This is a genomic window from Cupriavidus sp. FW216-B1 (assembly GCF_058789195.1).
On record NZ_JBYTEL010000014.1, the window covers coordinates 73,253 to 86,261 of the forward strand.

General features: G+C 63.3%; 15 protein-coding genes. 11 read left to right on the forward strand and 4 right to left on the reverse strand.

What is annotated here, in order from left to right; genetic code table 11:
- Positions 1-100 precede the first annotated feature (100 nt).
- The 11 genes from AC3WXD_RS24540 to AC3WXD_RS24590 all read left to right on the forward strand — a co-directional run bounded on the left by AC3WXD_RS24540 (position 101) and on the right by AC3WXD_RS24590 (position 8,929).
- The gene (locus tag AC3WXD_RS24540) at positions 101-550 is read left to right on the forward strand and encodes a hypothetical protein (protein ID WP_059414448.1); all 450 of its coding nucleotides are present in this window, start codon (positions 101-103) and stop codon (positions 548-550) included.
- Positions 550-2,010: a 3'-5' exonuclease gene (locus AC3WXD_RS24545; RefSeq protein ID WP_059414450.1), complete on the forward strand. Its 1,461-nt coding sequence runs from the start codon at positions 550-552 to the stop codon at positions 2,008-2,010. The genes AC3WXD_RS24540 and AC3WXD_RS24545 overlap by 1 nt, the downstream gene beginning before the upstream one ends.
- 12 nt (positions 2,011-2,022) lie before the next feature.
- A complete protein-coding gene (locus AC3WXD_RS24550) occupies positions 2,023-3,252 on the forward strand; it encodes a DUF1173 family protein (protein ID WP_059414451.1) in 1,230 nt (409 codons plus the stop codon).
- Complete coding sequence (locus AC3WXD_RS24555) at positions 3,249-3,611, forward strand: hypothetical protein (RefSeq protein ID WP_059414453.1); 363 nt, start codon at positions 3,249-3,251, stop codon at positions 3,609-3,611. Before AC3WXD_RS24550 ends, AC3WXD_RS24555 begins: the two co-directional genes overlap by 4 nt.
- Positions 3,612-3,690: 79 nt before the next feature.
- Complete coding sequence (locus AC3WXD_RS24560; RefSeq protein WP_156173999.1) at positions 3,691-4,008, forward strand: hypothetical protein; 318 nt, start codon at positions 3,691-3,693, stop codon at positions 4,006-4,008.
- A gap of 196 nt (positions 4,009-4,204) precedes the next feature.
- Positions 4,205-4,447, forward strand: coding sequence for a hypothetical protein (locus tag AC3WXD_RS24565; RefSeq protein WP_231586615.1), 243 nt, complete (start codon positions 4,205-4,207; stop codon positions 4,445-4,447).
- Positions 4,444-5,574 (forward strand): DUF5131 family protein, encoded by a 1,131-nt coding sequence (locus AC3WXD_RS24570; RefSeq protein ID WP_059414457.1) that lies wholly within the window; start codon positions 4,444-4,446, stop codon positions 5,572-5,574. The genes AC3WXD_RS24565 and AC3WXD_RS24570 overlap by 4 nt, the downstream gene beginning before the upstream one ends.
- Positions 5,571-6,827: a site-specific DNA-methyltransferase gene (locus AC3WXD_RS24575; RefSeq protein WP_059414459.1), complete on the forward strand. Its 1,257-nt coding sequence runs from the start codon at positions 5,571-5,573 to the stop codon at positions 6,825-6,827. The genes AC3WXD_RS24570 and AC3WXD_RS24575 overlap by 4 nt, the downstream gene beginning before the upstream one ends.
- Entirely contained in the window at positions 6,824-7,579 is a 756-nt protein-coding gene (locus tag AC3WXD_RS24580; protein WP_059414461.1) for a hypothetical protein, read from the forward strand. Before AC3WXD_RS24575 ends, AC3WXD_RS24580 begins: the two co-directional genes overlap by 4 nt.
- A gap of 27 nt (positions 7,580-7,606) precedes the next feature.
- Positions 7,607-7,861, forward strand: a complete 255-nt coding sequence (locus AC3WXD_RS24585; protein ID WP_059414463.1) for a hypothetical protein — start codon at positions 7,607-7,609, stop codon at positions 7,859-7,861.
- 174 nt (positions 7,862-8,035) lie between these two features.
- Positions 8,036-8,929, forward strand: coding sequence for a DNA/RNA non-specific endonuclease (locus AC3WXD_RS24590; protein ID WP_059414464.1), 894 nt, complete (start codon positions 8,036-8,038; stop codon positions 8,927-8,929).
- A 152-nt stretch (positions 8,930-9,081) separates the two neighbouring features.
- Here the strand turns inward: AC3WXD_RS24590 and AC3WXD_RS24595 are convergent, their stop codons facing one another.
- From AC3WXD_RS24595 to AC3WXD_RS24610, 4 genes are all read right to left on the reverse strand, one after another.
- Entirely contained in the window at positions 9,082-9,876 is a 795-nt protein-coding gene (locus tag AC3WXD_RS24595) for a hypothetical protein (RefSeq protein ID WP_231586616.1), read from the reverse strand.
- Positions 9,877-9,989: 113 nt separating this feature from the next.
- Complete coding sequence (locus tag AC3WXD_RS24600) at positions 9,990-10,277, reverse strand: HU family DNA-binding protein (protein WP_059414466.1); 288 nt, start codon at positions 10,275-10,277, stop codon at positions 9,990-9,992.
- A 112-nt stretch (positions 10,278-10,389) separates the two neighbouring features.
- A complete protein-coding gene (locus AC3WXD_RS24605) occupies positions 10,390-10,743 on the reverse strand; it encodes a hypothetical protein (protein ID WP_156174000.1) in 354 nt (117 codons plus the stop codon).
- A complete protein-coding gene (locus AC3WXD_RS24610) occupies positions 10,743-11,897 on the reverse strand; it encodes an integrase domain-containing protein (RefSeq protein WP_059414468.1) in 1,155 nt (384 codons plus the stop codon). Before AC3WXD_RS24610 ends, AC3WXD_RS24605 begins: the two co-directional genes overlap by 1 nt.
- Positions 11,898-13,009: the final 1,112 nt, after the last annotated feature.

Genomic DNA, 13,009 nt, shown 5'->3' on the forward strand with positions numbered 1-13,009 from the left:
CTTCCCTTCAAAATGGTTTCCGGCCATCTCCGCGCCGGCAGCCTTGACTTCTTGGCGAAGCCGGTATCGTGGTCTCAGACCACTCGACATTGCCGCCATCATGAGATTCACCCGAACCGAACGCTACGAGCCGCTTATTTTCAACGAGCGCAGGCGGAACGCTTTTGCACGCAAACAGCAGCGAGAACGCGATCGCTATCCCTTGTTCCCGGACCAGGTAGCCCAGGAACAGCATTCGCCGAGCGAGGAGGCCGCCCGACGCCAGCGCCAGTCCGACCGCTACGAGCAGCGCATGCGCGACCTTTCCGCCCGGGTCTGGCGCAAGTCCCGGGCCGCATTTTTCGCACAGCCCGAAGAAATCAAGGCCGAGATTCGGACGAAGTGGGCTACCTGGACCGGCCCGACGACATGCACCTACTTCGCGTGGGTGGTCGACGAGCTGAGCGGCGAGCAGGCGCGACGCCGCGCCGAGGCCGCCAGGCAAACTGCCGAAATCCGCCGTCGGGTTCGCGCCGCAATTGGTGAACAGATCGAGCTGGAGGTGGTTTGATGCGCCCCACCGCCGAACAAGATGCTGTTGTCGAGGCAGTCAGGACCGGCACCCCCGTGAAGGTCAAGGCCTATGCCGGCGCGGGCAAGACCTCCACCCTGCGCTTGGCTGCCGAAGCACGTGGCCGGGCGCGCGGACTGTATCTCGCATTCAACAAGGAGATTGCCCAGGACGCCGCACGGAAGTTCCCGTCGAACACGCGATGCCGCACCGTGCACTCGCTGGCTTTCGGAGCAACCCGGGAAGAGATCACGCGGAAGCTTCGCAACCCCGTGGAACCACCGTTTCAACTTGCGACGCGATATGGCCTGGCTGCAATGCGCCTGCCCACGACGATCGGCAAGGATCTGGAGCTATCGGCGAGTAAGGTGGCCCGCATAGTCAAGGACGGGGTGGCACGGTTCTGCCGATCAGCCCAGGCCGAACCGCAGGCATGGCACATCCCTGTTGAACCGGTCATTACAGAGGCCGCGGCCGCCGCGCTACAGACGCAATTGCTGCCCTATGTGAACCGACTGTGGGCCGAAAGTATCGATCCGGCGGCCCATTCGGCCATCTCTCATGATGTGTACCTGAAGCTCTGGGAGCGCAGCCGCCCGTCCATCGGCGCCGACTTTATTCTGTTCGACGAAGCGCAGGATGCCGATGGACTCATGTTGTCCGTCTTGCGTGGGCAGCGTTCGCAAGTTGTCTATGTTGGCGACCCGTACCAACAGATCTACGAGTGGCGTGGCGCGGTCAATGCCATGGACCACATCAAGGCGCCCGAGCGCGCACTGACGGAATCGTTCCGCTTCGGGCCTGCCATTGCGCAATTGGCCAGTCGGGTCTTGCGCCTGATGGACGAGGAGACGCCGGTGCGAGGCCAGGACAACCTCACCTCACGTGTGCTACACGAGTCGGAACCAAGCCAGCGCCGCGTCAACGCCGTCCTCTGCCGCAAGAACGCGACGGTACTGTCCCACCTCGCGCAAGGCATCAGCCGCGGCGAACGCGTTGCGGTCCGGGCGAACATCGAGGAGCTCAAGGCATTCGCGAACGGCGCCGAGCAATTGATGCGTGGCGAACGCATCGGCTTCCCAGCTACCCTCGCACTTTTCGAGACCTGGGAAGACGTTCAGGAGTATGCGGAGTCGTTCGCCGGCCGCGACCTGCTGCCGCTGGTCAAGCTGATCGACAACGAGGGAGTGGATTACCTGCGCCTGATCCTGAGTCGCGTGTCTCCCGAGGCCGAGGCCGACTACGTGGTCTCAACGGTCCACCGGGCCAAAGGCCTCGAATGGGATGGCGTCAGGCTCGCCGGCGACTTCAGGTTCAAGACGGACGACAACGGCGACAAGACGATGGTGCCCGAGGAAATGCGCCTGCTCTACGTCGCAATGACCCGCGCAAAGTGCGAGCTTGACATTTCCGAGATCCGCACCGACCTCTACACCATGTTCCGGGATGCCGGCGTATAGGAGGACTCAACCATGACCACCGTGCGCATCGGCGCCACCGAATACCCGCTCGAGGACGTTCAGGAAAACCCGGCAAGGTATGCCCGCGTCCTGGAGCGAGCCAAGACGATCCAGGGCTATGCGGAGTGTGGTTGCAGCATGCACAGCCCTCGGCCGAAGCTGGTGATTCGACGCTACAGCGGCGCGTTCCTGCTCGCCCGCTGGCCGGAACAGGCTCATTTGCATTCCCCGTTCTGTCGGTTCCATCAACGGACGGCAGGATCGGAGAGCAAGGGAACCGAGCTCGACGCTTTTCGCCAGCGCGACGGGCATCATGACGTTCGGCTCGATCTCTCCTTGTCAGTGAGCACACGATCGCCGACAAAGTCGTCGACGGCCAAGACACCTTCGGCGGGGGCTCGGCCTCAACGACGCACAGCCGGCCTGCTCGCGTTCCTCGAATATGCGTGGGAGGCGGCGGGCCTCAATGTCTGGCCTGGCCACGGCGGGCGCGGCTGGAATATTTGCTGGTCGCAACTGACAACCGAGCTTGCCGAGTGCAGGATCAACGGGAAGCCCGGTGACGCCTTGCTACACGTCATGGAACGGTGGGACCCGTCTCGCAAGACCGCGATCCTCGCAGAACTCGAGGCGTTCCGGGAACGCCTCAAACCCATGGGTGACGCCAACCAGCGCGGCCTGGTCATCGGAGAGATCGAAACTCACAAGCCGACCCAGTACGGCGGCATGCTGATTCTGCGCCAAAGCAAGCAAGCATATTTCGCGTCCCCCGGGCTATACGAACGCATCCAGCGATCCTACGCTCTTCCCCTCGCCGGCATCGGCAAACCGGATCGGCGCTGCGTCGCAATCCTCGCGGTCGAGCGATCGAAGTCCAACTACCTCACGGTGGTCGACGCGGCGGCCATGCTCACCAATCGGCAGTTCCTTCCCTGCGATTCGAGTCACGAAATCGCCATGGCAGACTACCTGGTCACCATGCAGCGTGCCTTCCGCAAACCGGTGCGGCACCTCGGCCGCGCCGCGGTGCACCCCGACTTCGTGCTCACCGACACCAACCCCGAGACGATGATCGAGGTCCTCGGTATGACCGGGGATCCGAATTACGATGCCCGGTTGGAGGAGAAGCGCCGACACTACGCGAACGAGGTCACTCCCTACATCGAGTGGGATGCACGCGTCGATTACCTGCGGCTCCTCCGCTTGCCTCCGGCCAATGGCCGCTCCGAGCTCGACCTGTGACCGAGAAACGCGATCCCCTGTTCGATGCCGCGCTCGCATTGATCCACGCCCATCGCGCTGCGTCTGTCGCGCTGCTCGAACGCCGCCTGGGCGTGGACCGTCCTCGCGCTGAAGCGCTCCTGGTGCAGGTCGCGCGGGAGACACCGGCGGTCACCCTACTCGCCAGCGGCCTATTCCTCTACCTGCCCGAGCAGTTGGCCGATGAGCTTGGGGCCCTGCGCACCTTCGCCGGTGCCGTGCTGACCGCGCTGCAGACCGACTCCATCGATCCGGCTCGCCTCCGTGCGAGCGCCATCGCTGCAGGCCTCACCGTCCCCGAGCAGTTCGACGTGGAAGACCCACACCGCCGCGCCGCCTAATCCGAACTCACCGGCGAAACTTGACTTCCATCGCGAATCGGTAGGCTGGGCCTGTACCTACTTTCACTTCGCCGATCCCATGAATAAACGCCAGACTTCTCCCGCGTCTCCCGCGGCGGGTCATGCCGTTGTCTGCCGCGCGGCCCCAGCGGAACCCGATGCTTCCCGACTGGCGAAGCTGGTCTTGCCGGTGGACTTCGGTCCGGACCGGACCGGCACGCTTACCGCACAGGCCAGTCACGTGCTCGTGGACGGACTCACCTGCTCCGCGCACCTCGCTGTCGACCTCGTCCCCGCGGCCGCTGCTGGCCAGCCGATCGCCGATATCCGGTCCCACGATCCCGCATCTGCGAACAACATCCGCACGATGCACCCGCTCGGACAGGTGCACGCATGACCCTGCTCTACCTCATCCCCCGCAGCGCGCTTGGCGGGCGCAGCCCCAAGACGGGCTTGCGGGTTGGCCAACGACACCGTTGGAATGGCGGAGCTTGGGGACTCGGCCGATGCGCGTTCTGCGGGCGCTCTCTCGAAGAGGTGCGGCAGAGAAAGAACGTGACACCCGGCGGCGGGAAATCACCCACGGAGCGCGCATGATGGGCTACATCAACCCCCTTCTGAGCCTGCCGGCCGCCTCCGACCTGCTGAACCTACCCGAGCAGGATCGCCGCGCGATTGCCCGGATCTTCCGCCAGCTTCGCGACCAGGCCAACACCCAGGCTGAAGACGCGTGGCGCCGCCGCAAGGGGCCGATGGCGACCTACTGGCGCGCCGTGTCGACATACGCTCGGCACCTAGCACACGCATTGGAACAACCAACCAAGACAAAATCGTGAACGAAAACTCCAACATCGAATGGTGCGACCATACGTTCTCGCCCTGGGAGGGCTGCCAGAATGTCAGCCTTGGCCGCGACGACTGCTACGCAGCGCGCCGTAACGCGCGCTTCGGCGGTGGGACCGCTCCGAACTGGGGCCCGGGGGTGCGACGGCGCCGGACACCGTTCGCCAACCGGCGCAATCCGCTTCGCTGGAACGCCGCTCACGCCGCGTTCGCATCTGTCCACGGCCGCCGGCAACGCGTGTTCTTTGGGGGCCCGACCGACATATTCGATAGCGAGGTACCGCTCGAATGGTTCATCGACGTGCTCGAGCTCTGGCGCGAGACACCTAACCTCGACAAGCTCGTCCTGACGAAGCGGATCGGCAACGTCTCGAAACGACTGGGGGAGGCGTTCAACAGACTGGTGCTTCGGAAAGACTGTGCGGAAAATCCGCTGGTGCCCTGGCTTGCCACTTGGATCGCCGGTAATCCGCCGGCGGACATCTGGCTCGGTGTGCCTGTCGTCAACCAGGCCGAGGCGGACCGCGACATCCCGAAGCTTCTTCGGACACCTGCGAAGCTCCGCTTCCTCTCGTTGGAACCGCTACTCGGCCCCATCGACGTGTTCTCTACCATGACGGGCGACCTGCTGCATGCCTCTGGCAACGTGTACGCGCCAAGCGCGATCGACTGGATCATTGCCGGCGGCGAGTTGGGACCGGACGCTCGCTACACCTTGCCCGCCTTTTTCCGTAGCCTTCGCGATCAATGCGCAACCGCCGGCGTCCCGTACCTCTTCACCCATTGGGGCGAATGGCATACCGCCGCGCGAACATTGACCGCCGGCGAAGCTGTCTTCCGCACATTCGAGACATTCGAGCATTGGGTAAGCAAGGCATCGAGCTGGGTCCGTGATGGCATCTGCGTGGACAGGTGTGGCCTGCAGCTCAAGACTGGCGAAGATTTCGTGCGGGCACGCGACGACGGCCGCTTCCCGGTGACGGTGATGCACCGGGTCGGCACGAAAGCTGCGGGGCGGCTCCTCGATGGTGTCCTGCACGATGCATACCCCAATCCGTTCGATACAGGGTCTGCCGCATGCGGACGGGCAATACCTCGCGCGAGCGAGGCTAGCCGATGACCGCTCAACTGGACTTGTTCGCCCACGTGGCTGCGGCCTTTGCCGATGCGGCCGACCGCCCTGTTTCAAACGCCGAGCTATATGGCACGGTGGCGAAGGCGGCCGATATTGAACCGGCGGAGACATTGCGCCGCCAACCGATCGGCGCCTCAGGCGCGCTGCACAGCCCGTTCAAACGCGCCGTCCGCTGGCATCAGCAAACCCTGAAGCGCCTCGGCATCATCGAACGGATTCCCGACCAACGCGGACTCTGGCGACTTTCGGAGCCAGCAGGAAAGGAGCTTGACCGCGCGACGTCCGGTGTGAAGCTGCTAGCATTCAGCACAGATCTCGGCGTCGCAATCTGGAGCAAGTCGCAGGACGTGTTTCCAAGCCTGGGCGAACCGATCGCGCTCTGCTTCACATCGATCCCCTATCCGCTGCGACACGCGCGGGCGTATGGTAATCCGCCAGCTGCTGAGTTCGTCGACTTCATCTGCGGTGTCATCGAGCCCATCGCGGCCGGGCTGGTCCCAGGCGGAAGCATCGTCCTCAATGTGTCGAACGACATCTTCGAAGACCGTAGCCCCGCGCGCTCCCTGTATGTCGAACGCCTCGTTCTGGCCCTCCACGATCGATTCGGTCTGGCACTGATGGACCGTATTCCATGGGTGAACTACAGCAAGCCGCCGGCGCCCACCTGGTGGGCCTGCGTCAACCGGGTGCAACTCGCTACCGGCTACGAGCCCATTCTGTGGTTCACCAACGACCCTCATCGCATTCGCTCAGATAACCGCCGGATCCTGCAGGAGCACACTGCGCGCCATCGTAGTCTGGTTCGCGCCGGCGGCGAGTCCCGCACGGCCATTTATGGAGATGGCGCATATCGCATTCGGCCGGGATCATTCAGGGCCGAAACGGCTGGGCGCCTCGCCCGGAACGTCCTGGAACGGGGCCACGCCTGCGCAGACACCCGGCATTATCGCCAACAGGCAAAGGCGTTGGGGCTACCAGTACATGGCGCCATGCAACCCACGGCTATCCCAGACTTCTTCATCCGCTTTCTGACGGAGCCGGGTGACCTGGTCGTGGACCCGTTTGGCGGAACGATCCGCACTGGGCTAGCGGCTGAGCGCCTTGGTAGACGCTGGCTGGTTACGGAATGGATCCACCAGTACATCCGGGGCGCGGCTGAGCTCTTTAGGACAGCGCCAGGCTTTGAGCTGAACCCCACCCTGACTGCCGCCCTTTCTTCTACAGGCAGCCACCGATGATCCGCACGCAACTCTGGGCATCCGGCGGCGGCGTCCAGTCCGCCGCGATAGCCGCACTGATCGCCATGGGTGAGATCAAGCCGGATCTTGCCGCCATCGTAGACACAGGACGCGAGCAGTCCACGACGTGGTCGTATATGGATGCCATTATCGTGCCGGCGCTGTCCGCTGTCGGCGTGACGCTGCATCGCATCTATAAGAACCAGTTCGAGGGGCGGGACCTATACGGGGGCGCAGACAACAATACCCTGCTGCTGCCGGCATTCTCCACGCGCGGCGGGGAAGTGGGTAAGCTGTCCAACTGGTGCTCATCGTATTGGAAGCGGGAGGTCATCAAGCGCTGGGCCAACCGGAACGGCGTTGACCTGGTCGACACGTGGCTAGGAATCAGTGTCGATGAAATCGGACGGATGCAGAAGCACCGGGGCCAAAAATGGCACACGCGCTATCCACTGATCGAGCGCGGCATGAACCGCGGTGACTGCATCACCCTGGTGAGGCGGATGGGATGGCCGGATCCCCCGCGCAGCTCGTGCTACATGTGCCCGAACCACACGGCACAAGAGTGGCGTGATATACGCGACAACAAGCCCGCCGACTGGCACGCCGCGATCGAGTTTGAGCGCGACCTACACCGCCGGGACCCGCATGCCTTTCTGCACCACGATTGCGTTCCGCTCGACCAAGCGGACCTGGATGAGCGTAACGGTGTGCTCTTCGCCCATTGTGACAGCGGGATGTGCTTTGTTTGACCCCATACTTTAGACGCAAGATTCTTCATGATGAGCCACAAAGCCAACCCCTCCAACGAACACGAATATCCCGATCCGGAGACCGTTCTCGCCATCCGCGGTGCAATCAAGACCGGCATGTATGCCGGGCCGATGGGCGAAGACGGCCATTGGCTAAATGAATTCTGGCAGATCGGCCGTGCGCTTCGAGACCATGCGGACGCGCTGCAGGCATTCCAGATGGCCACACAGCGCGAGGTGCTCCGCACCACCGAGGGATATCTCGATCTGGCGCGGGAGTAGCCTGGGGATGGGGAACCGCGTGGGCGGCATTGACACCATTGCAGGTCTTCCCCACTCTCCGATCTGCCATCTAGAGCAGCCCGACCGCGACGACACCGCCCGGGCTGCTGCGCCCACCCCTTGACATCGGCTGGCATCGGGCAAGCTGGATTCACCTCCCTCGAAGGACTCTCCATGCGACGCAAATTTCTCCTCGCCGCCCTTCTCGCGCTGGCCGCAGCCACCGCCAGCGCCAAAGAGCCGACTCAGTCTGCCTGTGCCGGCTCGTTCGGCCTCGGGCGGCCTGTCATCGCGAAGCCGGCTGGCAAGGCCCACCTGCTCTGCTACCGGGCCTACGCTACACTGACCTCCGAACTGACCCGGACGCCTCTCTGGTCTGCCGAGTTCCTCACTCGCGATGCTGTCAACGCCGCGAGGGATGTTCCGCGCGACAGCGATTTCTTCGAAGAGGACGCCCTCCCCGCTGAGGCACGTGCCCGACTGGCCGACTACGGCCGTGGTGCCGGCTATGATCGCGGCCACATGGCGCCAAGCGGCGATTTTGCCGACAAGGCATCTCAAGCCGAGAGTTTCAGCTTGGCCAACGTCATCCCCCAGAACCCCACGAGCAACCGCCGAACCTGGAGTCACATCGAAACCTCTACGCGCAAGCTGGTGCGGCAAATCGGCGCCGCCTATGTGGTGACCGGCCCGGCGTTCATACGCAACGCCGGCATGCTTCGCGGCCGCATCCGAATCCCGGATTTTGTCTGGAAGGCGATCTACGTGCCTGGCAAGGGCGCCGCCGCCTACATCGTGCGCAACGACGAAACCCCTGCGTACAGCGAGGCCAGTATCGCGGAGCTCGCTCATCTCACCGGCGTCGACCCGTTCCCGTCCCTGCCACCTGGGCAGCGCGGAACAGCAATCGACCTGCCCCCACCGACACCTCATCCTGGCGAGAAGCCGGCACGCCGCGTCACGCTGGCGTGGCTGACATCGGCCGAAGCTGCAAAGGCGCAGTCGGCCTCGCATCTGGTGCAGAGCGCGGGCACGCTGCTGTCTCTCGCGCTTGCATACGCGCGTTAGCAGGCTCCGGCTCGGCAAACGGAGCAGGTCTACAGCTTCAGCCCACGAAGGAACATGTTCCGTCCAGAAAACGCGAAAGGTGCTGTCTGGACACCACCTTTCGACGTAGATCACGAGGAGAGCGGAGCCGCCACCGACGTCAGCGCCAGGCGTCAACGCAAAATCCAAGCGCCCACGACTGCATAGGCCAGCAAGGCAGGCATGGTACCCGCCAACGAGGCCAAGACGAAGCCGATTCGCGATGGCCGCCTGGTCGTGCGAGCCAAGGCACGCGCACGACGCCGGACCCCATCAACTGTGACCCGCACGGTATCCTCGGCAGTGCCAGCATCCCACGTCGCAAGCCACTGCATGTCAGAATTGTGGATCTCGCCGACGAAGATAGAGATTTCCTCCACGCCGATCGCCCTCGCCCGCTCCACGGCGAACTCGAGCATGAAGACGCTACGCAGTGGAATGTTCAGTTGCGGCTCGACCATCTGCATCCAGTGCCAGTCCCCATCGGGGAATGCCGGTGGCTCGGTGCGCCCGAGCCCTCTACGCCGCAAGCAGTTCTCCACCAGGTAGTCTCCTGGTGACAGGAAACCGGCGATCTGGCGCCGCTCGGTGGGGTGCAGCGCGTGAAACGCCATCGAGCCGCCGATATCCTGCAACCGGCGCACGCCATCGGCTCCGAAGCGGTCCGTCACCGTCTTTCTCTCGGCCCGCCTGGTGCGTTGCACGCGCCAAAGTCGAAGCGGCGAGATTGTGGCCTTCAGCTGCATGCGGAATGCGTCCGCAAGCGGAATCTCGGTCCAGTCGTCCATATCGACCTCAATACCACAGTACATCTGGATAAACCGCATCTCGCCGAAGATAAGGCCGGGCGCACTCGCGATGGCCCGCTCCACGTGGCCCTTGTACTCGAGATTCGTACCACCCGTCAGGCCATGGAGCACGCCGTACACGTGGCACCTTACCCCTTCATACTCGAGCTCGATCCGGTCTATCTCGGATGGGATGGCGGCAGCGCCCGATAGCAGCTCGGCTACTGTGCAATACGACGGGTCCCCGGCCGAGGTCACTGAGGCACCCCGTTCACAGCGTCCTTGAACCGCTGTCCGACCTTGAACTTGACGGTCTTCGCCGCCGGCACGGCGATCTCTTCGCCGGTCCGGGGATTTCGGGCGACGCGCGCCAGCCGATCACCCCTGCCGAGAGACCCGAAGCCGACCAGACTCACGGTGTCACCGCCTGCCACCGCGCCCATGATGGCGTTCAACGTCGCGTTGAGCGCTTCTTCAGCCTTTGCCTTCGACAAGCCATCCACGCCTCGCGCAATCGCGTCAACCAGTTCCGCTTTGTTCATTTATTTCTCCGTTTGCGCCGGGAATCGGCGACTAACCCACTATATCCACGCATATGCCCCGGGATGGCGTCAAAAAGTTGGCAGAAACGGCCAGCATTCGCGAGACATCTGTTTATTGCCCGTCCCACCAGCCTGACGCCTCGTCTTCCACGTGGATTCCCACACATGCAATCTGATCATTGGCACCTCGCCGAAAGCTGCGCTCGAACACAGCATGCGGCAGCCCGTCCAACAGCGATCGGTGAAAGAAGTTTGCACATGCAATGTCATCCTCCGCTCGGCTGCGTACCGCGCAAATCCGTCCATGCCGATACCCCTCGTCCCAGCAATAGCTCAGGATCGCCTGGAGGTCCACCATCGAGAGCGCTTCTTCGTGTTTGCGTCCCCACGCGAACGATCCAGTAGCATTCGTCGACACTCTGGGCGTAAGGTACAGGTCCGGATCCGGCATGACGATCAGTCCCATCAGCTTTCCCCTTGCCCGAGCAGCCTGTAGAGCTTGGTGCGGGAGATACCTAGGTCTCGGGCGGCCGCGGACCTGTTGCCATCACGGGCGACAATGGCGGCCTTCACTTCTGCCAGAGTCGGGTCCGGCCGCTTCGACGACATCTGCGTGGAGTATGTCGACAGGTACGCGTTCGCCTTCGTCGCCCGGCTATGCCCCGCCGCTTCAACCACCTTGCGCATGGCTTCCCGGTGCGCAGCGACATCGCGCACCTTGCCCGCCCCCTTCACGGCCGCAGGCTGACCGGCCTCACGGTGGTACATCTGCTGCAGGAACTGATGCCGCAGCCCGTGCGCGGTCACCCCATCACCATTCTTCGTAATCCCGTGCTTCTCGAGCACGGTATAGAAGCGCCGCCGCCATCTTGCCTGGGTGTAGCGAGCAGGGATTAGCGTGCCGCGCTCTGGATTCGTTGCTGCCGCGAGCTTCGCCGCCGCCGCCAGAACCTCGTACTGCCAGTCGAACTCGATCGCGACCCGTCGCGGCCTACCCCCCTTCGTGCCGTCATGCACGTGCAGCTGCCCTGACGGCAGAACATCGAACGCAGGTTTCAATCGCCAGCTCTCCTTCGCGCGCAGACCGAACGCCGCCTCGAGCTTCAGTTGCAGCGCAACGTGCGGATCGCTAACCTCGATCTGCGCGACTTTAGTGATCGCATCCACGCCGTTGCCCTCCCAGGAACGGTCCTCCTGCGCTACGTACCTCCGCACGTAACCCTCCGGCCGCTTGACGTACTCATCGATGCGGCCAACCACCTTCGGCTTCCCCATCCAGCTCATGAACGCGCGCAAATGCGTCAGACGAAGCTCGACCGTGCCGACATTGAGACTTCGCTCAAGTACCCAGTGTTGCACGAGCCAGGCGATGTGCTTCTGGCGGATGCTGTATGGCGATGTCACGGCCATGCGCCCCGCCGTGCGAAGCTCCACGAACATCGCCAACAGGGCCTGCACCCGCTGCCGCTGAGACATCTGCGACAGGGATCGACCGCTCACGCGCGTCCCGCTATGCGGTTGATGCAGGTGCGAAGTGGCCAATACCGCGAATTCGGCTTTGAAGCGCTCGGGAAGACTGTACTGCTCCAGCAGTGGGAGCAGGTTGATTGATTTGCTCATGGGGATCCTCTCATCAAAGCCCGATGCCAAATTGACCTTACCCGACTTGATGGCCGTGACAGCGAGTTTCTCTTTCGTCTGGCGAATCACGGCCCCGAACCGTGTCCGCCATCTTGGTGTACCGAGCCACCACGCCCAGCTAACCGGCCACCTGCCGGATGCCCCTACCTTCCTGTCCTTTAGCGATGCCAAACCGATCAGCCCTGAGCATGGAAGCAATGCGTCGTGACTGTCCGCTATGCGCGCAGGCTCTCGCCTGGCACGCCCCTGCGGCCATCCACCCGGCTGCATCTGCGATGCCGGGCGCATCCACGAGGATTCTTGTCCTCGCGCATGCGCCCGTCCGCGGTGGGTGATTCCTGTTGCGCCGTTCTGGTACCGGTAGCGCCTCCCGGGTCGATATTGCTCAGAAGCCCGCGTTCACCTTTCCGGTGCGCAGTCAGCTCCCCGCCCCAAAGCCGGATCATCCCCGCCGCAGTGTGTCGGGCTTCGTGATCCGCGCCCAGCCACCCGGCTGAAAGAGCGTTGTCTACTTGCGGAAGTTTCTCGGTACACCTGTCCGGTGTCCGGCTTCGGATTCGTCCGCACTTCGGTCTATTTTCACAAACAGACCGCTATCGGCTTGGTATCGCGGTGTCCGGTGTCCTCACTATCCGACACGGTCCACTTGATTTGATTGAAAAAAAAGCCGGTTCAGTTTCCGGCGTGAACATCTGGCGGTCGCCGGCCCAACTTGAGGGCCTCGCTTGCCTGAGTGTGCCGCGCAATGGCGGCGGGATCGATGCGTCGGGGACGCGATGGGTACGCACAGGATAAAGCACAACGTTCGACGATGGCAACGCTTGAGCCTGCGAAATCGCGAGCTTTTGCGGCCTTGACTTCGCCATTTCCCCGGTAGATTGGATTCAACGATGTGGCACTTGAGTGGGCGTCGTGGCACTTGGCAGGCCATAGAGGGCTAGTCACGATCCAACGCAGCGGATTTCGTGGCACTAGGTCCCATGATGGCCGCCCATGTGCCACGACGACGATCTACGTGGGGCATTCCCGGTCGCTGACGGCCGGCGAGACAGTTCCATACCCGCCATGTCTTTTTTCTCTTTTCAAATGTC

Excerpts from the sequence above, each read along its gene's own strand:
- AC3WXD_RS24540 (WP_059414448.1), top strand. The coding sequence starts at position 101 with ATGAGATTCACCCGAACCGAACGCTACGAGCCGCTTATTTTCAACGAG.
- AC3WXD_RS24545 (WP_059414450.1), top strand. The coding sequence starts at position 550 with ATGCGCCCCACCGCCGAACAAGATGCTGTTGTCGAGGCAGTCAGGACC.
- AC3WXD_RS24550 (WP_059414451.1), top strand. The coding sequence starts at position 2,023 with ATGACCACCGTGCGCATCGGCGCCACCGAATACCCGCTCGAGGACGTT.
- AC3WXD_RS24560 (WP_156173999.1), top strand. The coding sequence starts at position 3,691 with ATGAATAAACGCCAGACTTCTCCCGCGTCTCCCGCGGCGGGTCATGCC.
- AC3WXD_RS24565 (WP_231586615.1), top strand. The coding sequence starts at position 4,205 with ATGATGGGCTACATCAACCCCCTTCTGAGCCTGCCGGCCGCCTCCGAC.
- AC3WXD_RS24575 (WP_059414459.1), top strand. The coding sequence starts at position 5,571 with ATGACCGCTCAACTGGACTTGTTCGCCCACGTGGCTGCGGCCTTTGCC.
- AC3WXD_RS24580 (WP_059414461.1), top strand. The coding sequence starts at position 6,824 with ATGATCCGCACGCAACTCTGGGCATCCGGCGGCGGCGTCCAGTCCGCC.
- AC3WXD_RS24585 (WP_059414463.1), top strand. The coding sequence starts at position 7,607 with ATGATGAGCCACAAAGCCAACCCCTCCAACGAACACGAATATCCCGAT.
- AC3WXD_RS24590 (WP_059414464.1), top strand. The coding sequence starts at position 8,036 with ATGCGACGCAAATTTCTCCTCGCCGCCCTTCTCGCGCTGGCCGCAGCC.
- AC3WXD_RS24600 (WP_059414466.1), bottom strand. The coding sequence starts at position 10,277 with ATGAACAAAGCGGAACTGGTTGACGCGATTGCGCGAGGCGTGGATGGC.
- AC3WXD_RS24605 (WP_156174000.1), bottom strand. The coding sequence starts at position 10,743 with ATGGGACTGATCGTCATGCCGGATCCGGACCTGTACCTTACGCCCAGA.
- AC3WXD_RS24610 (WP_059414468.1), bottom strand. The coding sequence starts at position 11,897 with ATGAGCAAATCAATCAACCTGCTCCCACTGCTGGAGCAGTACAGTCTT.